This window comes from Kribbella caucasensis, from assembly GCF_004361855.1.
GTDB lineage: Bacteria > Actinomycetota > Actinomycetes > Propionibacteriales > Kribbellaceae > Kribbella > Kribbella caucasensis.
In genome coordinates this window covers 218,775-242,619 of the sequence record NZ_SNWQ01000005.1, presented here as the reverse complement: position 1 = coordinate 242,619, position 23,845 = coordinate 218,775, and the positions used below count along the sequence as shown (strand labels likewise).

Annotated in this window: 26 protein-coding genes and 1 pseudogene; 6 read left to right on the top strand and 21 right to left on the bottom strand. The window is 67.7% G+C overall.

The features are described from left to right. Nucleotides 1-5: 5 nt before the first annotated feature. The 6 genes from EV643_RS12915 to EV643_RS12890 form a co-directional block, all read right to left on the bottom strand. Complete coding sequence (locus EV643_RS12915; RefSeq protein WP_133800266.1) at nt 6-1,337, bottom strand: M14 family zinc carboxypeptidase; 1,332 nt, start codon at nt 1,335-1,337, stop codon at nt 6-8. A gap of 87 nt (nt 1,338-1,424) precedes the next feature. Continuing rightward, nucleotides 1,425-2,249: a GNAT family N-acetyltransferase gene (locus EV643_RS12910; RefSeq protein WP_133800265.1), complete on the bottom strand. Its 825-nt coding sequence runs from the start codon at nt 2,247-2,249 to the stop codon at nt 1,425-1,427. 103 nt (nt 2,250-2,352) lie between these two features. After that, the gene (locus tag EV643_RS12905; RefSeq protein WP_133800264.1) at nt 2,353-2,844 is read right to left on the bottom strand and encodes a GNAT family N-acetyltransferase; all 492 of its coding nucleotides are present in this window, start codon (nt 2,842-2,844) and stop codon (nt 2,353-2,355) included. Continuing rightward, nucleotides 2,841-3,491 (bottom strand): VOC family protein, encoded by a 651-nt coding sequence (locus tag EV643_RS12900; RefSeq protein WP_133800263.1) that lies wholly within the window; start codon nt 3,489-3,491, stop codon nt 2,841-2,843. Before EV643_RS12900 ends, EV643_RS12905 begins: the two co-directional genes overlap by 4 nt. Continuing rightward, nucleotides 3,488-3,652, bottom strand: a complete 165-nt coding sequence (locus EV643_RS12895; RefSeq protein WP_133800262.1) for a ribbon-helix-helix domain-containing protein — start codon at nt 3,650-3,652, stop codon at nt 3,488-3,490. Before EV643_RS12895 ends, EV643_RS12900 begins: the two co-directional genes overlap by 4 nt. 94 nt (nt 3,653-3,746) lie before the next feature. Next, nucleotides 3,747-4,367, bottom strand: a complete 621-nt coding sequence (locus EV643_RS12890) for a CGNR zinc finger domain-containing protein (protein WP_133800261.1) — start codon at nt 4,365-4,367, stop codon at nt 3,747-3,749. Nucleotides 4,368-4,422: 55 nt separating this feature from the next. Here EV643_RS12890 and EV643_RS12885 point away from each other — a divergent pair, with 55 nt between their 5' ends. Next, nucleotides 4,423-4,788, top strand: coding sequence for a nuclear transport factor 2 family protein (locus EV643_RS12885; protein ID WP_133800260.1), 366 nt, complete (start codon nt 4,423-4,425; stop codon nt 4,786-4,788). Between the two features lie 37 nt (nt 4,789-4,825). Here EV643_RS12885 and trxA read toward each other — a convergent pair whose 3' ends face one another. From trxA to dxr, 10 genes are all read right to left on the bottom strand, one after another. Then, nucleotides 4,826-5,161 (bottom strand): thioredoxin, encoded by a 336-nt coding sequence (gene trxA, locus EV643_RS12880; RefSeq protein WP_133800259.1) that lies wholly within the window; start codon nt 5,159-5,161, stop codon nt 4,826-4,828. Then, nucleotides 5,158-5,526 (bottom strand): MerR family transcriptional regulator, encoded by a 369-nt coding sequence (locus tag EV643_RS12875; RefSeq protein ID WP_133800258.1) that lies wholly within the window; start codon nt 5,524-5,526, stop codon nt 5,158-5,160. Before EV643_RS12875 ends, trxA begins: the two co-directional genes overlap by 4 nt. A gap of 55 nt (nt 5,527-5,581) precedes the next feature. After that, nucleotides 5,582-6,139, bottom strand: coding sequence for a nucleosidase (locus EV643_RS12870; protein WP_133800257.1), 558 nt, complete (start codon nt 6,137-6,139; stop codon nt 5,582-5,584). Nucleotides 6,140-6,169: 30 nt separating this feature from the next. After that, complete coding sequence (locus EV643_RS12865) at nt 6,170-6,592, bottom strand: PIN domain nuclease (protein ID WP_133800256.1); 423 nt, start codon at nt 6,590-6,592, stop codon at nt 6,170-6,172. Continuing rightward, nucleotides 6,589-6,843 (bottom strand): type II toxin-antitoxin system VapB family antitoxin, encoded by a 255-nt coding sequence (locus tag EV643_RS12860; protein ID WP_133800255.1) that lies wholly within the window; start codon nt 6,841-6,843, stop codon nt 6,589-6,591. The genes EV643_RS12865 and EV643_RS12860 overlap by 4 nt, the downstream gene beginning before the upstream one ends. A 126-nt stretch (nt 6,844-6,969) precedes the next feature. Next, nucleotides 6,970-7,851, bottom strand: a complete 882-nt coding sequence (locus tag EV643_RS12855; protein ID WP_133800254.1) for a trypsin-like serine protease — start codon at nt 7,849-7,851, stop codon at nt 6,970-6,972. Between the two features lie 79 nt (nt 7,852-7,930). Then, a complete protein-coding gene (locus EV643_RS12850) occupies nt 7,931-8,902 on the bottom strand; it encodes an LLM class flavin-dependent oxidoreductase (protein ID WP_133800253.1) in 972 nt (323 codons plus the stop codon). A 3-nt stretch (nt 8,903-8,905) separates the two neighbouring features. Beyond that, entirely contained in the window at nt 8,906-10,057 is a 1,152-nt protein-coding gene (gene ispG, locus EV643_RS12845; RefSeq protein ID WP_133800252.1) for a flavodoxin-dependent (E)-4-hydroxy-3-methylbut-2-enyl-diphosphate synthase, read from the bottom strand. Between the two features lie 19 nt (nt 10,058-10,076). Then, a complete protein-coding gene (locus EV643_RS12840) occupies nt 10,077-11,387 on the bottom strand; it encodes a M50 family metallopeptidase (protein WP_133800251.1) in 1,311 nt (436 codons plus the stop codon). After that, nucleotides 11,384-12,610 (bottom strand): 1-deoxy-D-xylulose-5-phosphate reductoisomerase, encoded by a 1,227-nt coding sequence (dxr, locus tag EV643_RS12835; protein ID WP_133800250.1) that lies wholly within the window; start codon nt 12,608-12,610, stop codon nt 11,384-11,386. The genes EV643_RS12840 and dxr overlap by 4 nt, the downstream gene beginning before the upstream one ends. Nucleotides 12,611-12,749: 139 nt before the next feature. On the opposite strand from dxr, the gene EV643_RS12830 reads away from it, so the two are divergent. The 4 genes from EV643_RS12830 (at nt 12,750) to EV643_RS12815 (ending at nt 16,000) form a co-directional block, all read left to right on the top strand. Next, complete coding sequence (locus tag EV643_RS12830; RefSeq protein ID WP_133800249.1) at nt 12,750-13,328, top strand: DUF1707 SHOCT-like domain-containing protein; 579 nt, start codon at nt 12,750-12,752, stop codon at nt 13,326-13,328. 16 nt (nt 13,329-13,344) lie between these two features. Continuing rightward, nucleotides 13,345-14,508: an acyl-CoA dehydrogenase family protein gene (locus EV643_RS12825; protein ID WP_133800248.1), complete on the top strand. Its 1,164-nt coding sequence runs from the start codon at nt 13,345-13,347 to the stop codon at nt 14,506-14,508. A 64-nt stretch (nt 14,509-14,572) separates the two neighbouring features. Next, nucleotides 14,573-15,526 (top strand): phosphotransferase, encoded by a 954-nt coding sequence (locus tag EV643_RS12820; RefSeq protein WP_166665429.1) that lies wholly within the window; start codon nt 14,573-14,575, stop codon nt 15,524-15,526. 99 nt (nt 15,527-15,625) lie between these two features. Further along, nucleotides 15,626-16,000: a nuclear transport factor 2 family protein gene (locus EV643_RS12815; RefSeq protein ID WP_133800246.1), complete on the top strand. Its 375-nt coding sequence runs from the start codon at nt 15,626-15,628 to the stop codon at nt 15,998-16,000. Between the two features lie 489 nt (nt 16,001-16,489). Here the strand turns inward: EV643_RS12815 and EV643_RS46900 are convergent. The 4 genes and pseudogenes from EV643_RS46900 to EV643_RS12795 all read right to left on the bottom strand — a co-directional run. Then, a pseudogene (locus EV643_RS46900) lies at nt 16,490-17,359 on the bottom strand (IS110 family RNA-guided transposase); the annotation flags it as partial. 273 nt (nt 17,360-17,632) lie between these two features. After that, complete coding sequence (rny, locus tag EV643_RS12805) at nt 17,633-19,396, bottom strand: ribonuclease Y (RefSeq protein WP_133800245.1); 1,764 nt, start codon at nt 19,394-19,396, stop codon at nt 17,633-17,635. 622 nt (nt 19,397-20,018) lie between these two features. Beyond that, nucleotides 20,019-20,672, bottom strand: coding sequence for an antitoxin (locus EV643_RS12800; protein ID WP_133800244.1), 654 nt, complete (start codon nt 20,670-20,672; stop codon nt 20,019-20,021). 705 nt (nt 20,673-21,377) lie between these two features. Next, nucleotides 21,378-21,794: an NUDIX domain-containing protein gene (locus EV643_RS12795; protein WP_202869535.1), complete on the bottom strand. Its 417-nt coding sequence runs from the start codon at nt 21,792-21,794 to the stop codon at nt 21,378-21,380. A gap of 601 nt (nt 21,795-22,395) precedes the next feature. Here EV643_RS12795 and EV643_RS12790 point away from each other — a divergent pair. Then, nucleotides 22,396-22,791: a Dabb family protein gene (locus tag EV643_RS12790; RefSeq protein WP_133800243.1), complete on the top strand. Its 396-nt coding sequence runs from the start codon at nt 22,396-22,398 to the stop codon at nt 22,789-22,791. Nucleotides 22,792-22,935: 144 nt separating this feature from the next. Here EV643_RS12790 and EV643_RS12785 read toward each other — a convergent pair whose 3' ends face one another. Continuing rightward, nucleotides 22,936-23,475 (bottom strand): regulatory protein RecX, encoded by a 540-nt coding sequence (locus EV643_RS12785; RefSeq protein ID WP_202869534.1) that lies wholly within the window; start codon nt 23,473-23,475, stop codon nt 22,936-22,938. Nucleotides 23,476-23,845 lie beyond the last annotated feature (370 nt).

Here is a 23,845-nt window from a genome sequence, read left to right as displayed (position 1 = left end):
AGCCCTCACGGCAGCTTGCCGTACGGCGTGGCGGCGGCGCGGGCGGCGTACAGGAAGGCCGGCCTGTTCGCGGGCCAGAACGTGGAGTCCATGCACGAGTACGCCGGGAAGAAGCCGCCGCAGGCACCTGTGTCCGGGCCGATCTCGAACGTGTACGACGGGACGCCACGGGTGCCGTACAGCCAATCGTCGGTCGAGCCCGGGGCGAAGTACCCGACACCGCCGTCGCCGGTGTAGACCGGATACCCGTTCGACGCACCAAGTTTCTTGCCCAGGGCAACCAGCGCTGCCTTGTTCGGCGCGTCCGTGTTCGTGTACCCGTACGGCGCGAGGATGTCGTTGCCGAAACTGTGCAGGGTCAGGAACACCCCGGTCGTGTCAGCCGTGGCCGGCGATCCCACCTCGCCCTTCGTGTCCGGGAATATCTTCTCCAGAAGCCCTTGTACCGCGACGGTTTCCGGCTCGGACACCGCACGGGTACCGGGATAGGTCTCCTCACACGGCCTACCTTGAGCCGCGTCCCACTGGAAGCCGGAGTTCCGGTTGAGGTCGACGCCCGCATCGGTTGCCGGGCAACCACCAGCACTGTTGTCCACGTTCTTCCGTTGCAGCACCGGTTCCGACGGCTTCGCGGCGACCACGTCCACCCCGTCCGGGTTCGCGATCGGGATCACCCACAGCTCGCGAGTGTCCAGCAGCGAGGTGATCTCCGGGTCCTTGCCGTACGACGTGACCAGCAGGTCGATCCACCGATACGCCAGCTCACCCGTCGACAGTTCGCGCGCGTGGATCTGCGCGTGCAGCACGAACTTAGGCTTCTTCCCCGACGTGTTGAGCGCGCAGTCCCCCGCCGCCAACTTGGTGATGCACAACGCCTGGATGTCGTGACCGCCTTGCCCGCGAGTCTTCTTCCACGAGTCACCGATGTCGTAAAGCCGCACGAGTTCCGGGTGGTCCGCGGCGACCGACGCGTTGTGCTGCTCATGACCGAGCACGGTGTGATACCCGCCGTAGTACGTCGTACCGGTAGCCGCCCGCGCGACCGGCTGATACACGTTGCCGATCTTGGTCAGCTGCACCCCACGGTCGCGCAGCTGATCGACTTCAGCCCGAGTGGCCACCAACACGTGACCGTGGCTGATGTCGAATCCGTCCCGCACCAGGGCCGCGACCGACTGGGGCGGTGGGGCGGGGAAGGTATTAGGACTAGTACCGGCGGGCAGTTTGAACGCGTAGTACGACGGACCGACGTCCGCGGGGGCGGCAGAGCTTCCGGGGGCGAGCAGGACCGAGACGGCTACGGCCAGGCAGGCGAGTACGACAGCAACTCTTCGCATTGAAGGTTCCTTCCGCTGGGCGGGGCGGCGCTGCCGTTCAGCAAACCTCACCAACAGTCACCGCAGCATCACGGTGAGCCCTCAGCCTCAGAACAGGATCGTCGCGAACGTCTCGATCGTGCGGAACCCGACCCGCTCGTACGCCGCCCGCGCGGGCGTGTTGAACGCGTTCACGTACAACGTCACCACCGGCGCGATCCGCCGCGCCATCTCCACCACGGCCGCCATCCCGGGCGCCGCCAGACCCTCACCCCGCCGCGACGGATCCACCCAGACCCCCTGGATCTGACACACCCCGGTCCCGACCGAACCGACCTCGGCCTTGAACAAAACCTTGCCGTCCTCGATCCGCGCGAACGCCCGGCCGGCCCGGATCAGCTCGGCCACCCTGGACCGGTAGAACGTACCGTCGGGCCCGGTCTGCGGCGGCACCCCCACCTCTTCGGTGTACATCGCCACGCAGGCCGGATACAGGATCGACAGGTCGACGGGTTCGACCGCCCGGACCAGCGGATCCGGCGCGATCGTAGGCGGCCCGTCGATCACCATGAACGGCTGGTCGTCGCGCACCTCGCGGGCAGGCCCCCACTGTGGTTCGAGCGCGGTCCAGAGCTGCTCGACCGCACGCGCCGGACCAAGGATCTGGAAGCAGTTCCGGCCCCGGCGCAGCGCGTACGCCGCGAAGGACCGCAGCGCGGCCTCGTCGGCCCCGACCGGCACCATGTTGCCGCCGGCGTGGCAGAGCGCCTCGATCTCGCCCTTCTCGACGTATCCCCAGACCTCCGCACCACGGCGCGGATCGAGCCCGGACGCCTGCACCAGGCTGTCCACGAACACGTTCACGACCGGATCCCGGGCGATGACGGCCCTTGCTGCCGGCAGGTCGCGAGGACCCAGTACCCGTACACCCACGGGCAGAACCTAGCCGATTCCGCGGTCTCAGGCGCGGACAGGGTCACCCCCTCCCGCGAGTCGCCGCACCGGCGAGCTCCACGCGACACGCGCTAACGGGACACTAGAGGTCAAGGCTCATCCACATCAGGTCGGCACCGAGATCTCTGGACGGCTTGCGCTGGGCCGGTCCGAATCCGTTCTTGCGGTAGAAGCCGATCGCCTTGGCGTTGCCGACCAGTACGTCGAGCAGCAACTCGTTCGCGTCTTCGGGGAGTGCCTCGATCGCCGCATCCAGGAGTGCCTTGCCGACACCCCTCGCCTGGTACTCCGGCAGGACGTAGAGCTTCCACATCACCCAGAAGCCCTCCTCCTGACCGAGCCCGACCATGCCGACGGCTCGATCCTCGTCCGCGTCTTCGTCTTCGTCTTCGGCGATCAGCGTGATGCCGTTGGCGATCCCGCGCTCGACCGCCTCGACGGACCACCATTGCGCGAGCCCGTCGACGATGAACTCGGGCGACACGATCCCGGCGTACGCGGCCGGCCAGGTCTTCAGCCCGACTTCACGAACCGCGTCGATGTCGTCGCGCCCGGCCCGTCGTACGGCGATCATCGGTGCACCCGCACAATCTGGCCGTCCGGATCGGTCGCGGTGAGGCCGTCCTCGTCCAGCCTGGCCTCGTACCCCGTCGCCGCGAGCCGCCGTAGTACCTCGTCGAGGTCTTCCGTCGTTTGGAGGTCGAGCCGTACGCCGAACTCGGGTGCGGGCGGTCCGTAGTACACGTCATCGGCGCTGCCCAGGACCTCCAGGAAACGCTGGCAGGTCGGCTGTTCGGCGCCGGTCAGGAACGGCTTGACGGACCAGCGGCTGTCGGGGTGCGCGTCATGCAGTTTGTAGCCGTAGAGATCGTCGTTGCGTTCGTCGACCCAGATGGTGAGGTTGCCGGGAACGACGACCGAGAGCACCCGGCCGTACGCCTCATCCCACACGTTCGTGTCCTGGTATCCGGCGGCGAGGAGGCGTTCCATCAGCTCGTCGATGTCGTCGGCCTCGAAGGACAACCGGGTGTCGCCGGCCTTGCCGCCGGTGGAACTGGTCGCGGCATCGTGCAGCGCGACCATGCCACGGCCGGCGACCATGTCGACCCAGCCGCCGCGCTCGGACTCGATCCGCGAGCGCAGTCCGAGCGTCTCCAGGAACGCCCGCATCGCCTGTATGTCATCGCTGAACCGCAGCGGACGGATCACCACGTCGTTCATCCTCGCGCCTCTCCGTGCTTGTCCAGGTACTCGGTCAGGGCCTGCTCGACCAGTGCCGACAGGCTCGCACCCTCGTCGATCGCCTTGTGCTTCACCCGGCGGATCAGGTCCGGCGGCAGATAGACGTTGAACTGCGCCTTCTTGGCAACCTCTCCGGTCATGGTTAGGATGCTAGCATCCTAGACAGCTATCGAGCACATCCGCGTACATCGCCGGACCGCACGGCGTCCTGGTCGAGCTGTATCAGCTCAGCGATCACTCGTAGTGGCGGCTGCGGTAGTTGCCGACCTTGTGGCGGTTGCCGCAGCGCTGCATCGAGCACCAGCGCCGGTTCCCGGGGCGTGAGGTGTCGTAGAACATCAGGTAGCAGTTGCCCCCCTCGCACATCCGGACCCGCTTGGCCTTGTCGGTGCCGATCAAGTCGACCATCTCGCGGGCGGCGATCGAGAGCACCTGAGCCCCGGTGACCGGGGTCTCCCAGCGCTTCTCACCGTTGCTGGACACCTGCGGCCGCGGCATCGGGCCGACCGCGTCGTTGACGATCTGCAGATCCGCGGCGGTGGCCGGGTCTACTCCAGGCAGCTGCTTGGGGCTACCCGTGAGACCCGGGACGATCCGCCACAACGCCTGCCGGAACTCCTTGAACTTGGCGAAGTCCCTGGCCGTGATCCGGAAGTCGTCGACTCCGAGCGGCAACTCCAGGGCGAGATGCGACTCGGGCAACCACGCGGCGAGGTCGGCCGGCTCATGCAGGATCTCGTACCGGTCCCACGGCGGCGGGCCGCCGGTGAGGAACAACTCGAGCGCGAAGCTGCCCGAATCGAAGATGTGACTGCCCCCGTCCCGCGAGGTCAACCGTCTTGCTCCTGGCGTCATGTAACCACTATATTCGGTGTTGGATACCGGTATAACCAGTTACAGGAGGCGTGCGATGACGATCACGGAGACGTTGCTGGAACTCGAGGAGCGGATGTGGCAGGCCAACCGGGAGGGTGACGCCGCCTTCTGGGCGCAGTACCTGCGCGACGACGCGTTCGGGGTGAGCAAGTACGGCACGTTGGACAAGGCGCAGGCGGTCTCGCTGGCCGCCGCGAACGAGAACCCCTACCTCAAGACCGAGCTGTCCGAGCAACGCGTCATCCAACTGGACGACGACAACGCGATCGTCACCTACCGGGTCGACGTCACGGCCCTTGTCCAGGGCAACGAGATGCAACTGCCGGCGTATGCGAGCACGGTGTGGAATCGCTCCGGCGGCGAGTGGCGCGCGGTCTTCTTCCAGCACACAGCCCTCTGACGGCGCCCGGCGTCAGAGGGCTGTGGTCGCGCTGCTGTCAGACGGCGGTCAGCAGGGCGTCGTCGAGTTCCTTGTTCAGCCACGCCCTCGGCCGGGCACCGACGACGGACCAGATCAGCTCGCCCCGGTGGAACAGCATGAGCGTCGGCAGCGCCATCACCCGATAGTGGGACGGGACCACCGGATTCTCGTCCGAATTCAGCTTCACGACGGTCAACTGATCCTTGCGCTCCGCGGCGATCTGCTCCAGCACCGGCACGATCTGGTGGCACGGCGGGCACCACTCGGCCCAGAAGTCCACCAGTACCGGCTTGTCCGCACGCAGGACCAGCTCGTCGAAGGTCGTGTCGTCGACCGACTGCAGTTTCGTCATCTTGCTCCCGTTCTCCAGCTCTCGGCATCGGCGAGGAGATCGGTCAGCTTGGCCCGCAACTCGGTCAGCTCGACGATCCGCTGATCCACTTCCGCGATCCGGGTCCGGTACGCGGTCAGCGACGCCGGGCAGACATCGGCCCGTTCGTTCCCGGCCCGCAGGCACTCGATGAACGGATACGTCTGCTCGGCGGTCAGCCCGAGGCTCAGCAACGCCTTCACCTCGCGGACCACCACGACATCCCGTTCGGTGTAGGCCCGGTACCCGTTGGCTTCCCGCCGCGGTTTGAGCAACCCCTGCGATTCGTAGTACCGAACCGCCTTCACGGTCACCCCGGCCTCGGCCGCCAGGTCGCTGATATGCATCCCGCCTCCTCACCCCGACGCTAAACCTTGCCCCCAGGGTCAAGGTCAACCCAGCCTACGCCGAGCGGCTGGTCTCGGCGCGGACCCACTCCCCCAGGACCTTGGCGCTGGCGTCGACCAGTGCGGGCCAATCCATCGCGGCCTCGTCGGCAGCGTCCGACACATGCTTCACCAGCCGAACCGGTACGCCGAACTGACGGCAGGCGAACGCGACTCCATACGCCTCCATGTCCACCAGATCCGCCCGCTCCGCCAACCGCGCCCTGATCGCCGGATCGGTGACGAACACATCCCCTGACGCCAACACCGTCCCGTCCCCACCGTCGATCGGCAACGACTCCATCGGATCCAGCCCGATCGCTCGGATCGCGTCCGCGTTGAGGTCGTGGTTGATCACCTCACTCGGCAGATACAACCCACTCAACCCGTCCCGCAACGCCCCCGTAGTACCGACATTCAGCACAACCAGGTCGGTCGTGTCGATGCCGGCCAACGCCCGCGCCGTCGCCACCGCAGCCGCCGTCTTCCCCACTCCCGTCACCACCACGGGAATCCCCTCAGGCACATACTTCGCCTCACCCGCAATAGCACTGACCACCAAGTACCGACTCACCCGCAGAGGGTAGCCGTCACGAGATCACCATCACAGGGAACCCTTGGGAGCCACCCACTCAACGGGCTGCCCAGTCACTTTGGCGATCCGCTCGTAGTCCTCGTCGTAATGCAGAACTGTCAGCCCAGCAAGCTCGGCAGTCGCCGCAATGATCAGGTCGGGGAGCGCAAAGCTCCGATGCTGGCTCCGCTTGGCCAGTTCGCCATGCACCTCGACGGCCCGGTCCATAACCTCAGCGGTGACGTCGACCCAGCGCTGGTTCTTCAGGAGACCCGAAAGCCTTGCGTAAGCCTTCGGGTCCGGTGCGTTGTTCAGACATTCGAGCAGCACCATCTGACAAAACGCCAAGCGCCCTTCCAGGAGGTGCCGATCAAACCGTTCCTTGACCGCCTGATGCCGGGATCGGAGCACGAAGACCGAGGTGTCTGCCAGGTAGGCGGCGGCCGCCATCATGCGGAGCGGTCCTCACGGGCTCGCTCCGCCAGCTTGCTGAGGTCACGCCCGCCGCCGTACCGCCAGGCCTCCGCCGAGCCCGTGAAGTCCATCTCGACGGCGTCTAGTGCCGCGATGAGCTCCTTGGCCTGCTTGCGGACCGCGAACTCCCTGAGGGCGGCATTGATGGTCGCCACCTTGCTGTCGGTGCCCAGCACCTCACGAGCGGCGTCGAGCCACTCGTCATTCACGTCTACTGAGATGCGCGTCATGACTTGAAGGATACACCAAGGAAGGCTTCACCGAAGCCCCAAGCGATTGACACATCAGGCACCAACTGACGCTGTGTTCGTACACCTGAACCAGCAGCAATTTGATGCCGCTGGATGGATCTCCCGTCAGGGCAGGTTTACGTAGGGGGCGAGGAAGGTTCGGGCGGAGGGGGTGTCCAGGCGGTAGGTGACGTTGGTCGCGTAGCAAGGGGTGTCGCCGGTGATGGTGGTCGCCGCGAGTACCAACTTGCCGCCGAGGGTGACGAAGTTCGGGCCGCCGGAGTCGCCGTAGCAGGCGCCGCCGTTGCCCTGCGGCGCGGTCATCGCCAGCCGGACCCAGGTCTTGTTGAGCGCGTCGAAGTCCACCGGCGCCTTCATCCGCACGCCACCACCCGGATGGGTCTGACCACCCGGCCCGCGCTGCGCCTCTTGTGTGCCGTAGCCGGCCACGACCCAGGACGCCGCATCCAGAGCGCGACTCCCAAGCTGACCAAGCTGTCCCGCGGTCGGCAAGGTCGCCGAGGTGAAGCTCCAGACGTCAGCGGGATCCGTCTGCCGCCCAGCGAAGTCGATGACGCCGATGTCGTGCGAGTCGGCCGAGTTACCCGGGTACGCGGGATCCTGGTGCGGGTCGCCCTCGACCGCATGGCCGGCCTGGACGAAGGCGGCGGCCGTCTGCGCAGGAGTCAGGCCGTTGGCGGCGGCCTGGTCCAGAAGTGACTGGACATCCTGCTCGAGGGAGACGTAGAAGCGAGTCCCGGCCGGCCAGTCATCGGTGCAATGGGCCGCTGTGAGGTACGTGTCGCGGTCGACCATCGTCCCGCTGCACACCCAGTCGAACCGGTCCGGGACGCCGTCGTCCGTGTTGTCCCAGAGCGCCATGAACGCCCCCACCTCGGTCCGCTCCGGCGCCGGCGTCGCGTTGTAGGAATTGATCGCCGCGGCCGGCAGGGTGGCCGCGCAGGCGGCAGCACCCGTGGCGAGTACGGCGAGGATCTTGGTTCTCATGGTCAGCCTCCCGGACGGACGGCCCACCCGAAGAGGCGGGCCGTTGGCACCCTAGGCCAATCGGAGACCGCTGAGAAGATCAGGTCAGGCGTGGGATGACGTGGTTGGCGAACAGTTGTTGGGAGCGGCGGGATTGGGGGACGGCGAGGCCGGGGAGGCGGGCCCAGAAGGCCAGGTGGTCGAAGGGGACCTCGGCGTGGATCTCCTGGAGCAGGTCGCCTACCTCGTCCGGCGTGCCGACCAGGAGGCGGTCCCGCGGTAGATCGGCCGGCTGAACGTGCTCGTCACGCAGCGGCGATTCCAGGTAGGCCAGTGCCGGCGCGGCTTCCTCCCAGGCCTGGTCCGAGCTGTCCGCCAGGTGCACCATCGTCGTCCACACGAATGGGAAGCTCGCCCGGTCCCTGTCGTTCTGCGCGAGCGCTTCGAGCAGTACGTCGTACCGCGCGGCGAGGTCGTCGTATTCGGTCACGTAGACCACCAACCCGTCACCAAGTCGCACCGCGCGATCAACCGCTGTCGGTGCGACCGCCCCCACGTAGATCGGCGCCCCGGCAGGCGGGCGTGGTTCGAATGGCCCGTCCGGTACGTCGAACCGCCGGCCCTGGAACCCGGTGGTCCCGTCCCGCCAGGCCCGGCGGATCACTTCGATCCCTTCCTCGAGCCGGGACGGCCGGTGCGAGTGCTCGATCCCGAAGGCGGCGAACTCGTGCGGCGCGTACCCCTGGCCGACCGCGAGCACCAACCGCCCGCCGGAGAGCGCATGCACCACGGCCGCGTCCTCGGCCACTCGCAGGGGATGGTGCAGCGGGAGGATCAGCACGTTGGTGCCGATCGACATCCGCTCGGTCCGCATGGCGATCGCGGCGGCTGCCACCAACGGTGATGGCAGGAAGCCGTCCGGGGTGCCGTGATGCTCGGACAACCACACCGCGGAGTACCCGAGCTCCTCGGCCTCCGAGATCAGCCCGAGGCACTCCTCGTAGTACGTGGCCGTGGAGACCGACCACGGCAGCTTCTGCCGGAAGTCGTGGAGTACGCCGAACGTCGGCAAGGGTCAGCTGACGGTGACGGTGGGTTCGCCGCCTTCTGCGGCCTCGCCCATTTCCTCGGCGATGCGCATGGCTTCTTCGATCAGGGTCTCGACGATGGCGGACTCGGGGACGGTCTTGATCACCTCGCCCTTGACGAAGATCTGGCCCTTGCCGTTGCCGGAGGCGACGCCGAGGTCGGCCTCGCGGGCCTCGCCCGGACCGTTCACGACGCAGCCCATCACCGCGACCCGGAGCGGGACCTCCATCCCCTCCAGACCGGCCGTGACCTGCTCGGCCAGGGTGTAGACGTCCACCTGGGCGCGACCGCAGGACGGGCAGGAGACGATCTCGAGCTTGCGTTCGCGCAGGTTCAGCGACTGCAGGATCTGCAGGCCGACCTTGACCTCCTCGACCGGCGGCGCGGACAGCGAGACCCGGATCGTGTCGCCGATCCCCTTGGACAGCAGCGCGCCGAACGCGACCGACGACTTGATCGTGCCCTGGAACGCGGGCCCCGCCTCGGTCACGCCGAGGTGCAGCGGCCAGTCGCCCCGCTCGGAGAGCAGCTCGTACGCCTTCACCATGACGACCGGGTCGTTGTGCTTGACCGAGATCTTGAAGTCGTGGAAGTCGTGCTCCTCGAACAGCGACGCCTCCCAGACCGCCGACTCGACCAGCGCCTCCGGGGTCGCCTTGCCGTACTTCTTCAGCAGCCGCGGGTCCAGCGAGCCGGCGTTCACGCCGATCCGGATCGACGTACCTCGGTCCTTCGCGGCGGCGGCGATCTCCTTCACCTGGTCGTCGAACTTGCGGATGTTGCCCGGGTTCACCCGAACCGCCGCACAGCCCGCGTCTATCGCGGCGAACACGTACCTCGGCTGGAAATGGATGTCGGCGATCACCGGGATCTGCGAGTGCTGCACGATCTCCGCCAACGCGTCGGCGTCCTCTTGGTGCGGGCAAGCTACCCGGACGATGTCACAGCCGGCCGCGGTCAGCTCCGCGATCTGCTGCAGTGTCGTGTCGACCTCATAAGTCTTCGTCGTCGTCATCGACTGCACGGACACCGGCGCGTCACCACCGACCAGCACCTTGCCCACCTTGATCTGGCGGGTCTTGCGGCGCGGGGCGAGGGTCGGCGGAGGCAGCGCGGGCATGCCCAGGTTGATGCTCATTTTTCCTTTAACCGTTGAGTTATCCGTTGAACAGCCGGATCGGGTTGACGATGTCGGCGATGACGAGCAGCACACCCATCACCACGATGACGCTGGCCGCGACGTACGCGATCGGGAGCAGCTTGGCGACGTCCACGTAGCCCGGGTCCGGGCGGCCGAGCAGTTTGGCGAACCCGCGCTTGATCCCTTCCCAGATCGCGCCGGCCATGTGCCCGCCGTCCAGCGGCAGCAGCGGGATGAAGTTGAACAGCGCGAGGAAGAGGTTCAGCGAGGCGAGCAGCGAGACCAGGAACGCGATCCGCTCACCACCGGTCAGTTCGTTGTTCGACGCGACCTCACCGGCGACCCGGCTGGCGCCGACGACGCTCATCGGGCTGTCCTGGTCGCGCTCGCCGCCGACGATCGACTTGGCCACGCCGACCAGCTTCTCCGGGAAGTTGCCCAGGGCCTTGACCGTTGCGACGGTCAGCTCGCCCATCTTGTCGACGACGAAGGCGAAGTCCTGCCGCTCGACCTTCTGCTCCGGCGAGACGCCGAGGAAACCGACCGAGACGAACTTGTCCGAGCCGGCCTCTTCCCGCACCTGGTTGATGATCGTGTTGGTGCGCAGTGTGTCCTGCGCACCGTTGCGCTCGACGACGATCTCGGCGGGCTTGTCGGTGTTCGCCCGAATCAGCGGAGTCAGCTGGTCCCAGCTGTCGATCTTGGTCCCGTTGAAGGACAGGATCTTGTCCCCGACCTTGAACCCGGCCGTCTTCGCCGGCGACTCCTGGTCGCCGTCCTGGCACTTGCGATCCGCGGAGGCCTGCGACGCCGGGATCACGCAGTCCGTCACAGTGGCGATCGTGGTCTGCGGGACGCCCGCGCCATACAACATGAACAGCCCGCCGAAGAGGACGAACGCGATCGCGACGTTCACCAGCGGCCCGGACGCCATCACGATCAGCTTCTTCCACCACACCTTCTGGTAGAACAGCCGGCCGTTGTCCTCGGCCGTGATGGTCTCGTACTCCGCGGTGCGGGCGTTCTCCACCATCGACTGGATCGGCCCCGTGTTGGCCTTGCGGACCTTCGACGGGTCCTCGCCCTTGGCCGGCGGCATCATCCCGATGATCCGGACGAACCCACCGGCCGGGATCAGCTTGAGCCCGTACTCCGTCTCACCGCGCTTGGTCGACCAGACCGTCCGGCCGAAGCCGACGAAGAACTGGGTCACCTTCATTCCGAAGGCCTTCGCCGGCAGCATGTGACCGAGTTCGTGCAGAGCGACCGAGGCGAGGATGCCCAGGACGAACAGAACCACGCCGATGAGGGTGAGCAGTGCGGTCATGCCTGTGTGGTCTCCTGGCGCTGGTCGGTTGTAGCGGCGGTGAGCTCACGGGCCCGGGCCCTCGCCCAGGCGTCCGCGGCGAGCACGTCGTCGATGGACAGTTCCTCGTACGAGGGTACGTCGTGTTCGGTCACCACCCGGGCGACGGTGTCGACGATCGCCAGGAACGGCAGCCGGCCGTCCCGGAACGCCTGCACGCAGACCTCGTTCGCCGCGTTGAACACGGCCGGAGCGGTGCCGCCCCGGGTACCGGCCTCGCGGGCCAGCTGGACCGCCGGGAACGCCTCGTCGTCGAGCGGCAGGAACTGCCAACTGCTCGCCTCCGCCCAGTTCCACGGCGGCGAGGCGTCCGGTATCCGGTCGGGCCAGCCCAGTCCGAGCGCGATCGGCAGCGTCATCGTCGGTGGTGAGACCTGGGCCAGCGTCGACCCGTCGTAGAACTCGACCATCGAATGGACGGCCTGTTGCGGGTGCACCACGACGTCGACCCGGTCCATCGGAATACCGAACAGCAGGTGCGCCTCGATCAGCTCCAGCCCTTTGTTGACCAGGGTGGCCGAGTTGATCGTGACGACCGGGCCCATCGCGAAGTTCGGATGCGCCAGGGCCTGCTCGACGGTGACTTCTTCGAGCTCGTGCCGCGCCCGGCCCAGGAACGGGCCGCCACTGGCAGTGAGCAGCAACTTGCGCACCTCGTCGGCCGAGCCGCCGCGCAGGCACTGGGCGATCGCGCTGTGCTCCGAGTCGACCGGCACGATCTGGCCCGGCTTCACCCGTCTGGTGACCAACGGTCCGCCGATCACCAGGGACTCCTTGTTGGCGAGCGCGAGCGTGTTGCCGGCGTCCAGCGCCGCCAGCGTCGGCTGCAACCCGACAGACCCGGTGATGCCGTTGAGAACGACGTCACACGGCATCGCCGCGAGCTCACTCGACGCGTCCGGGCCGGTGATGATCTTCGGGATCCGGAACTCGCCCTGCGCATATCCCTGCCGCTGCGCCTCGGCGTAGAACGCGAGCTGGAGATCCTGCGCCACGGTCGCCTTGGACACCGCGACCACTTCGACCCCGAACGCCAGCGCCTGCTGCGCGAGGAGCCCGACGTTGTCCCCGCCGGCCGAGATCGCGCACACCCGGAACAGGTCGCGGTTCCGCCCGATGAGCTCCAGGGCCTGAGTGCCGATGGAGCCGGTCGAGCCGAGAATGACGACGGTTCGCGGGTTCACCCGGTCATTGTCCCAGGTAACCCGTCGCGCCCGCGATCCGCCGTACCGCGATCTGTGGATAACCCGCGACCGTCAGTACGACGCCCGACGGGACCGGCGGGTCGGCGTACCGGGCCTTGAGGAGGGCTACTTTGTGCGTATGAGTCTGGAACAGCCGCCGCCCGGTCGACGGGCATCTGACAGCGACCGCGAGCGAGCCGCCGCCGTGGTCCAGGAAGCACACAGCGACGGGCGGCTGGACTTCCAGGAACTGGACGAGCGGCTGACCCAGATCTACTCGGCCAAGACGGAGCTGGAGCTGAGCACCGCGACCGCCGACCTGGTGCCGATCTCGCACAGCAGCAGCGCGCCGGTGGTGACGATCCGCGCCTCGCACAGCGCCCAGAAGCGCGAGGGCGCCTGGGTCGTGCCGGAACGTGTGGTGGCACTGGCCGAGCACTCCTCGGTCCGGCTCGACTTCACCGATGCGGCGGTCCACCGGCGGGAGGTCCAGGTGGAGACGAACGCGCAGCACAGTTCGGTGGTCATGATCGTGCCGCAGGGCTGGAGCGTCACCGTCGACGACGTCGACCTGTCGCACAGCTCGACCAAGAACAAGGTGACCGCTCCGCAGCCCGGCGGTGTCCACCTGCTCGTGACCGGTCGCGTCCAGCACAGCTCACTGACGATCCGCCATCCCCGCAAGCGACACTGGTGGTGGCCCTGGTACCGCAAGTGAGGGATAGCGTGACGCCATGACCGTTTCGCTGGATCTCGTGGATGTGGACTCCCTGCTCACCGAGGAGGAGTTCGCGATCAGGGCGACCGCTCGCCGGTTCGCGGACGAGCGGCTGCGGCCGTCCCTGCCGGAGTGGTTCGAGTCCGCCACCATCCCGGTGCGGGATCTCGCCAAGGAGCTGGGGTCACTCGGTCTGCTCGGTATGCACCTGACCGGGTACGGCTGCGCCGGTCTCGGTCCGGTCGCCTACGGCCTGGCCTGCCTGGAGATCGAGGCAGCGGATTCGGGGATGCGCTCGCTCGTGTCGGTACAGGGCTCACTCGCGATGTACGCGCTGTGGAAGTACGGCAGCGAGGAGCAGAAGAAGGAGTGGCTGCCCCGGATGGCCGCCGGCGAGGCGATCGGCTGCTTCGGCCTGACCGAGCCCGACTTCGGCTCGAACCCGGCCGGCATGCGGACGAACGCGCGCCGTGACGGCGACGACTGGATCCTGAACGGCTCGAAGATGTGGATCACCAACGGCTCGGTCGCCCATGTCGCGATCGTCTGGGCCCGGACGGACGAGGGCATGCGCGGGTTCGCCGTACCGACGGACACCCCCGGTTTCTCGGCGCCGGAGATCACCCGGAAGTTGTCCTTGCGGGCCTCGGTGACATCCGAGCTGGTGCTGGCCGACGTCCGGTTGCCGGGCAGCGCGATGTTGCCCGAGGCAAGGGGTTTGTCGGGTCCGCTCGGCTGTCTGAACGAGGCCCGGTTCGGGATCATCTTCGGCGCGATGGGTGCGGCCCGCGACTGCCTGGAGACCGCGATCTCGTACGCCGGTGAGCGGCAGGTGTTCGACAAACCGCTGTCGGCGTACCAGTTGACCCAGGCCAAGCTCGCCGACCTGGCCGTCGAGCTGAACAAGGGGATCCTGCTCGCGGTCCACCTCGGCCGGCTCAAGGAGAAGGGCGCGCTCCGCCCGGAACAAGTCAGCGTCGGCAAGCTCAACAACGTCCGCGAGGCGATCGCGATCGCGCGCGAATGCCGGACCATCCTCGGCGCCAACGGCATCAGCGGCGAGTACCCGATCATGCGGCACGCCAACAACCTGGAATCCGTCCTCACCTACGAAGGCACCTCGGAAGTCCACCAACTCGTCATCGGCCAAGCCCTCACCGGCCACGCCGCCTTCCGCTGACCTGCCGCCGCCGACGCATACCGCCGCGACGCCCGCCTGATAGTCCATGCTGACTGAACCGCGAGTGGATCGAACTCGCCTGCTGACCGACCTCCAGCTCGCCTACGGCGTGGCCATCGACTCGCTCGAATTCGTCCCGGTGGGCTGGGTCGCGGCTGGTTACGTCGTACGGACCGGCGACGAGCTGTACTTCGTCAAGCTCTGGCCTGGTGGACGCGGCGCCGGTGACGCGGTCGGACGACTTCCCTTGGTACGACGACTCCACGCGCACGGCTTCCGGGCCCGAGTGCCGTACCCCGTGCCGACCCGTTCCGGCATGTTGTCCGCAGCTGTGCGAGCAGGAGTTGTTGCCCTGTTCCCCTATCTGTCCGGCGCTACCCCGCCGAACTGGCCGTCCTGGCCCAAAGACGTGCTGCAAGAGCTCGGTCAGGTCGTGGCCGAGTTGCATACTTTCGCTCCGGGCGACACGGTCCCGTACCGCGAACGCTTCTCGGTGGCGGTCGCCGACGAGATCCTTCTGCACTTCGACGACCGGGCCGCCCTGCCTTATCGTGCCCAGCTCCTCGACCAACTCGACCGGCTGCGTTCCCTCCAGCAATCGGCCAGACGGCTGGCCCGCCGGTACGTCGTCTGCCACACCGACCTGACCGGCGACAACATCCTCGTCTCCCCCGACGGCCGCCTCGCCGTCCTCGACTGGGACACGGCTCACCTGGCACCCCCTGAACAAGACCTCGCGCTACTCCTGCACGGCGAGCAACCCGTCGAGCCGACGGCCTTCGAGGCTGTTCTCGAGCACTACCCGCACCCCGTCCACCAGGACCTCCTTGCCTTCTTCCTCCTCCGCCGAGCCGTGGAAGACTTCGCCGCCCGCCTGATCCGCCTCCACGAACACGCCCTCTCCGCCGCCGAAACCACCGACGCCCTGGACGGCCTCGACCGCTGGGGCGCAACCCAGTGGGGCCATCTCGACGATTGCCTCGCGCTCGCCGCCGACGCGATCCGACGGAGAAGCTGACGCCGTATGACTCGATGAGCTGACCGTGGGCGAGTGGCTTTAAGGCTGGCTGAACGCTCCTGGCGCAGACTGAACTGACGAAGGGGTGGGTGAGTGACGATGACCGATCGGAATCGGGAGTTGCTGGAGCGGTTGTGGCCGATGGATGGGCAGTTGGCGTTGTCGGCGGAGGCTGAGCACGAACTGCGGGCCGAGGACTACGTGCTGGAGATGCCGCAGTCCGGTGAGCGGATCGTGGGGCGGGACCGGATGCGGGCGATGCAACAGGTGTACCCGAGTCCGCCGTCGATCGAGATCCATCGGATCACCGGCGAGGGCGACCACTTCGTCGTGTTCGGCCGGTCCGACTACGGTGGCGACATCTTCTACGTGGCGAATGTCGTGGAGTTCCGCGACGGCCGGATCGCCCGGGAAACCCGGATCTACGGCGCGCCGTTCGAACCCCCCGCCTGGCGAGCGAAGTACGGCAGCTAACCCGGCCAACACCAGTACTACGCGCGCGCCGCGTCCGCGGTACCGGCTAACTCGAAAATGATGCTCAGCCAGGGCGTGGCAGCAGGGCCGGGCCGGTGGGTTCGGGCTGGGGTGGTGGTCGGGGGTGTTCAGGCGGCGGTTGGGGTGAGGGTGACCTTGTGTCCGGTGAGGTGTTCGAGTTGGCGGATGAGGTCGCGTTCGCGGCGTCGTTTGTTGATCCGGGACTCGTAGAAGTCGGATCCGAGGTCTTGGTAGTGCTGGTCGGGGTCGTTGAGTAGGTGCCAGACGATGGTGAGGACGGAGTTGCCGACCGCGACGATGGCGCGTTTCTTGCCGCGTCGTCGGGCCAGGCGCCGGTAGCGTTCGCCGAGGAAGGTGTCGGTGCGGGCCAGGCTGGCGACGACCTCGCCGAGGGTGCCGGCCAGCCACGGGTTGCCCTTTGCCGGTGCCGCCGCCTTTCTTGCGGCCCGCGCTGTTGTGGTCGATCGGGGTGAACTTGGCCCAGGAGGCCAGGTGGGCGGCGGTGGGGAAGACGGTCATGTCCACCCCGGTCTCGGCGATGATCTCCTGGGCGGCGCGGACGCCGACGCCGGGGATCTCATCGAGGGTGGCCACCGCGTGGGCGAAAGGGGCGATCAGCTCCTCCACCCGGGCGTCGAGCGAGGCGATGTCGGCCGACAGGTCATCGATGCGCCGCAGCATCCGGCGGCACAGGTCGGCGTGGTGATCTTCGAAGAACCCGGTCAGGGCCTCCTCCAAGACCCCGACCTTGCGGCGCATCTTTCCGTGTGCCATCTGCGCCAGCACCTTGGGGTCGCGTTCGCCGTCGATCATCGCCTGCAGCATCTGGCGCCCGGACACCCCCTGCAGGTCGCTGATCACCGACGTGAGCTTGATCTGGGCGTCCTCCAGAAGCTTCTCCAGCCGCTGCTTCTCCCGCGTCTGGTCTCGGATCAGCGACCGCCGGTAGCGCACCACGTCGCGCAGCTGCCGGATCGGCTTCGGGGGCACCAGCGACGGCCGGCACATCCCCCGCTCCACCACCTTGGCCAGCCACACCGCATCCAGCCGATCGGTCTTGGGCCGCCCCGGCAGGTGCTTGACATGCGTGGCGTTCAGCAGCCAGCACGTGAACCCCTCAGCCTCCAGCAGATAAAACACCGGCTTCCAGTAATCCGAGGTCGACTCCATCGCCACCAGCTCGACCTGCTGCACCCGCAGCCAGTCCGCCAGCTCCAGCAACTGCCGCGTCACCGTCGAATACTCCCGGACCTCCTGCAACCTGCGCTCCGGCCGCGTCTCATGCGGCACCCGCACACACGCCACCAGACCCGCCTTACCCAGATCCAGCGCACACACCCGCTGAACCACCCGCTCCGACTCCGCCGTGATCTCCTCCACCAACGCCACCGCCTTCCATCCCTCACAGCGCGAACAGGCGGCTGCCCGCGGGAGCGAAACGGGGGAAACAGAGGCGAACTCTCGAGCTCAAGGCATCAATGCCGGGCCCCTAGAACACGCTCCCAGCGATCAGACTATTTCACGGCCTCCCGGCACCAAGCGAGTACGACGTCGGCGGGCAACCACCCCCATTTTCACGCACGACGGGCGTCCTCCACAGGGACACGAAGACTATTTCGCGACCTCGGTGGCGCGGGATTCGCGGACCACGGTGACGCGGATCTGGCCGGGGTAGGTGAGCTCCTCCTCGACCTGCTTGGCGATGTCGCGCGCCATCACCTGGGCGGCGATGTCGTCGACCGCGTCCGGCAGCACCATCACCCGGATCTCGCGGCCGGCCTGCATCGCGAACACCTTCTCGACGCCGTCGTGGTGCATGGCGATCTCCTCCAGGCGTTCGAGCCGCTGCACGTACGCCTCCAGCGATTCGCGCCGCGCCCCCGGCCGGCCACCACTCACCGCGTCGGCCGCCTGCGTCAGCACCGCCTCGACCGTTCGCACCTCGACCTCGTTGTGGTGCGCCTCGATGCAGTGCACGACATCGTCGTTCTCGCCGTACTTGCGGGCCAGCTCCGCGCCGACGATCGCGTGGCTGCCCTCGGACTCGTGCGTCAGCGCCTTGCCGACGTCGTGCAGGAACGCGCCCCGCTTGCACAGCTTCGGGTCCAACCCGAGCTCGGCCGCCATCATCCCGGCGATGTGGGCCGACTCGATCAGGTGTTTGAGGACGTTTTGCCCGTACGACGTGCGGTACCGGAGTAGGCCCATCGTCCGGATCAGCTCCGGATGCAGATCGGTGATCCCGACCTCGGCCATCGCGTCCTCGGCGGCACGCTCGCACAACTCGGCGACCTCGCCCTTGCTGCGTTCGTAGATCTCCTCGATCCGGCTCGGATGGATCCGCCCGTCCAGCACCAGCGAATCGAGGGTCAGCCGCGCCGTCTCCCGGCGTACCGGATCGAAGCAGGACAGCAGCACGGCCTCGGGGGTGTCGTCGATGATCAGATTGACGCCGGTGGTCTGCTCGAACGACCTGATGTTGCGGCCCTCGCGCCCGATGATCCGGCCCTTCATGTCGTCGCTGGGCAGGTGGACGACGGACACGACCGACTCGCTGGTCTGCTCCGACGCGAGCCGCTGCACCGCGCCGGTGATGATCTTGCGCGCCTTCGTCTCGCCCTCGTCCAGCGCCTGCCGCTCGATCTCGCGGACGATCGTGTGCGCGTGCCGCTTCGCCTCGGCCTCGAGCGAGGCGACCAGCTCGGCCTTCGCCTGCTCGCTGGTCAGGTTGGCGACGCCTTCGAGGATGCGCCGGCGCTCCTCCTCGAGGTTGCGGATCTCGGCCCGCTGCCGATCGAGCTCGGCCAACTGGGTGGTCAGCTCGTTCTGCCGTTCCTCGATTCCGCGGTGCTGCTCGTCCAGGCGTTCCTCGCGCTCGGTCAACCGGTGCTCGCGCCGCTCCATCTCGAGGCGCTGCTCGCGCAGATCCTCCCGGATCGACTGTGCCTCGCCCTCCGCCTCGCGCCGTACTTCGGTCGCCCGCAGCTCCGCCTCCCGCCGGATCTCCGACGCGCGGTCCTCGGCCTGCCGGCGCTGCTCCTCGGCCAACCGGCGCGACTCGTCGGCCTGCTGCTCGGCATCCTTCGCGCGGTTCCGGAGCGCGGCCGCCTCTTCCTCGGCCTCGCGGCGGACCCGGTCACCGGCGGACTTCGCCTCGGCGACCGCATGCGCCGCCTCCAGCTTGGCGTTCGCCTCAGCGGCGGTCGCGGCCGCGGTTACAGCTGCGGTCACATCGGCGGCCTTGCGGCGCGAGAGGGTGAACCCGATCCAGGCGAGCAGAGCGACGATCAGCAACCCGATCAGGACCAGCCCGACGGAGGTCACAGTGGGCATCGCCGCGAACGAAATCGCCGGCCGGGCCGAAAGCTGCTGCATCGGCGTCTCCCCTCTTCGAGCCACGCGCACGGCGTGACCAGCTCTTGGTCGAAGGGAATCACCACACAGCGGTCGAGAAAACGGTACGCCGAAACGCGCCGACCAGGTCCGGCAGATGCCGGAACACCCGGTGGGCGCCGGGTTCCGTTCCTATCCAACGGCGAAACTGTCGCCGCCATCGGTTCAGCTCGGTCGAGCGTCGATCTCGTGGTCCCGGGTCACGACGGGTCGTGGCCCGGTCGGGTCCGGTCGGCCGGTGGTCAACCAGCCGCCCGATTGCTATGTCAACCGTCCGGGTGGACAGCTCCCTTACTGGTTCCGAGGCTAAGCGCGCCCATCCACACGGTCAAGACGAACACCCGCCCACCGACTCGAAGGTAACTTCCCGCACCCACCCAAGCGTCCACAGTCACCCGTTGGCATCGTCAGCCCCGACCTCCGGCTCACGCCACCGACTCCGCGATCTGCCCACGCCATGCATCCGCGTGACAATCTAGAGTCACCTCGTCACTTTCCGCGACGAGCCGCGCCCGGCTGCTGCCTGTCGGCTCGCCCTGCGACTCCCGCGGCAGGACCCCTCGACACTCGGCGGTTTCTAGCCGGGCTGGCGGGTAGGTACCGATCAGGTGGTGCCGCCGGATTGCCGATCGCCAGCACTGTCGCCTCGATCTCCGACAGACGCCTCACCGGCCGGATCCGCTTCACCCTCGGCCTGGCTTGGGTCGGCCGGGCCGGAGTCGACTGAGTCAGGGTCGGCCGAATCCGAGTCAACAGGCGCGAAGTCAGCAGGGCCCGGGTCGGTCGAGTCGGAGTCAACCGAACTGGACTCGGCGGTGCCGGCGTCCGCCGTACCAGGGTCCGCAGCGTCGGAATCCGCTGGGACCGAGTCGGTTGGGTCGGCGGGCTCGGTTGAGCTGGAGTCGGCGGGCTCGGTTGACTCGGAGTCTGTTGACTCGGGGTCGGTTGAGGTTGGGTCGGACTCTGGCTGGTAGGGGCTGGGGTCTCCGCCGCCGGGGGTTGGTGTGTTGCCCGAGGACGTGGGGTCGGTGGTGGTTTCGGTGCTTTCTGGCGCGTCTTCGGAGGACGGCTGACCGGATTGGGAATCGACGTACTGACCGACCTTCTCCTGAACGGTGTCGACCTTCTCGGCGTACTTCCCACCGGTCTGCTTGTCGATCAGGTCGCCGGCCTTCTCGACACCGGCCTTGATCTTGTCCGGGTTCTGCTTGACGACGTTCCGGAGCCAGTTCTTCGCCTGTTCCTGGAAATCGTTCATTGGACCCTCCGAGAGGTGTCAGGGGCGGATCGACGACGAAAATCCCAGCGTACGCACCGGTCCGTAAAACCCGGCCTACTTCGGATAACACACCGTCGATTCCAACCCGTCAACGCCCCTCGCCGTCCGCTCCCCCAGTTCTCCACCGGCACCACCCCCTTTGGTTGCCTCAATCACCAAGCGGCCCCCTCGCCCCGCCGAGTGACCCTCCCCGGACCGCCTTCCCCATCACAAACCGGTTGCCCCAGACCCTCGAACCGTTGCCCACATCCAACCGCTTGCCCCATCACCCCACTTACGGCGCCACCCCGACTCGTCGGACCTGAGCTTGGTAGAGGCGGTCGCGCCCGGAGCGGATACGTCCAGCTATGTGGACCGCCAGGCCATCACATTTGGCGGACAGCCGTTCTGGTTGAGCGTGGCCGGGCGAGGAATCGGGTGCATTTGATGGTCTGGCGGTCCGCCACGGCGCGTGGAGCGCCCGAGGTCCGCCGGCGGGGGGCCGCCTCACCGCGCCACCGCCTCACCGCGCCGCCGCCTGGCGGCGCCGCTGGCGGCTCGTGTCACCGCTGGCGTGTTGCATCCGCTGGTGGTGACACAAGCATCTATCGGTGACCCCCGACGGCCCACCGGCGTCGGCTCTCGACGTCTGCCCGAGGACGAGCAGCCCAGACCACACCGAGCGGCTCGAATCGGTTGCCTTGGTCACCGAGTCTGGAAGACGCCGGTACCCCGGTAGGCGATGTACAAGTCCAGAACAGCGCGGGTTTGCGGCTGCAGCGGCTCGGGTGGACTCGTCATGGTGAAGAAGGCTGCTTCGAGGACCTCATCAGAGTTCGGCGCGAGGCTGCCGGTCCACGTTCGAGCTTCGAAACAGAGGGCGAAGCAGTGCATCCGATCACCGTTCGGATAGGTGATCACATGCACATCCGGATCGGACAGCGATGCGAACGCAGCGAGATCGTCCTCCCGTACGAGGAGCCCGGATTCCTCCTGCAGTTCACGAACCGCAGTACCGCGAAACCCGGAATCCGGCTCAGCAGCACGCGCCGGAAACTCCCAGTACCCGGAATCCCGTCGCCGCTGGAACAGGATCCGCTCCTCAGCGTCGACCACAACCACCTGAGCACCGGGGCATCAGCAGCAACTCAGCCCCAACCCGTTGCCGAAGGCGCCAGACATACGAGCCGACATAGGACATCCCGCCCCCGCCTCTCCTGCTCGTGGATAACCCGGATCCACGCGTTCGCGATCTCGAGCCCGCCCAGCCCGAGCGATCCTAGCCGCGCACGACTGACCCTCCCGGCTGTACGCCCACACCACCACAGGCCGCCACCCGAATCGCCCTCGCGCCACCGCCCCAATCCCCGCTCGTAGCGCCCCCCGCCCCGTCTCGTCCCACACCCCATCCCGCCTCGTCCCGCATCCGATCCCGCCTGGCCCCACCCTGCCCCGCTCGCGTAGCGCGCCTCGTCCCACCCCACTCGCCCCGCGCTCCGCCCACCCCACGCTGCCCTCGCCCGCCTCGCTCGCGCCGCGCCTCGTCCCGCCTCATCCCGCGCCGCGCCTCGTCCCGCCTCATCCCGCGCCCCGCCCCACCCCGACTGGCCCTCCCCGCTCGCGTCCCGCCTCGTCCCGCTCTCTCCCACACCATCGACGAGACTCCATGGTCTGTTAGATTGCACCAGTAAGTGCATATTGAATCGACAGGTGAGGAGTGCGCGTGTTCGTCAACGTGTTGCGGTTCCGGTTCAAGGACGGGATTGCCGTTGCTCAGCAGGAGGAGGTGCTCGCGCTAATGCGGCGGACGGCCTCGCTGGATTCGGTGGCGTTCGGTGTCGTCGGGCAGGACCTCGGGGATCCGGCGGACGGGTTCACGCATACCTACGTGACGGCGGTTTCCGATCTCGCGGCGCTCGAGCGGTACATGCACGATCCGCTCCATCTCGACGGAGACGATCGCATGCTCGACTACCTGGCGAAGATCTCGGCGGTCCGCATGTCCGACGATCTCGATCCCGACGTCGGCAAATCGGTCTATGACCTGCATGCCCGCAAGGCCGCGATGTACCCGGAGTGGTTCCAGCAGATCAACCACCTCTTCGGCGCACACCTCTGAACTCCCGGTAGCGGAGCTACTCCGGGGCCGAGTGCTGAGGCGCTCTCGTGGTGGCGGAGCTAATCCGGGGCCGAGTGCTGAGGCGCTCCTGGTGGCCGAGCTATTCCGGGGTCGAGGCCTGAAGCACGTCCCCTGGTGACGGGGCTACTCCGGGCCGAGGCCTGAGTCGTTGAGGAGTGGAAGTTCTTCGTCGGTGGCGGCGAGTTCTTGTTTGACGATCTGGAGGGCGAGGCCGGCTGGGTAGCCCTTGCGGGCGAGCAGGCCGAGGAGGCGGCGCATGGCGACCTGCCGGTCCAGGGAACGCATTGTGCGGAGCTTCTTGCGGACCAGTGCCCGGGCGGTCTCCTCCTCCTGAACGGGATCGAGCTCGTCCAGGGCGTCGCGGGCAAGTTCGTCGTCGACGCCGCGGCGGCGGAGCTCCTGGGCGAGGGCGCGTTTGCCGAGTCCGCGGCCGCGGTGACGGGATTCGACCCAGGCGTTGGCGAAGGCGGCGTCGTCGATCAGGCCGACATCGGTGAAACGGTCTAGGACCTCGGCGGCGACGTCGTCGGGGATCTCCCGCTCGGCCAGCAGGTCGGCGAGTTCGGCCCGGGTTCGCGGCTGGCCGGTCAGCTTGTCGAGCAGGATCGTCCGTGCGGCCGAATGTGGGTCAGCCGCCTGATCGAGCTCAGGATCCGCCGGCACCTCAGGCTCATCCTGCGTCCGAGACCGCCTCCGCCCAGACCGACCAGACCCGAACCCGGACCGACCAGACCCGAACCCAGACTGGCCGGATCCGAACCGCCCGCTCCGCCGCGCCCCCGCACCACCACTCCCCCGCTCAGCACGCCCAGAAGCAGCACCGAAGCCGTCAGCACCACCCCGTACATCAGCACCATCCGGTGCGTCCGCGCCACGCGAAATGTCCGCGCCGCCGGAGATACCCGAGGCACGCGAGGCGGTCGTGGTGACCGAGGTAGCGGCACCACCAGCCGCGGTCATGCCGTCGGGGGATGCGGTACTCCTGAACGCAGTCCCTCCGAGTGCCTCGCTGTCCGGCGCTGCGGCCTCGGGC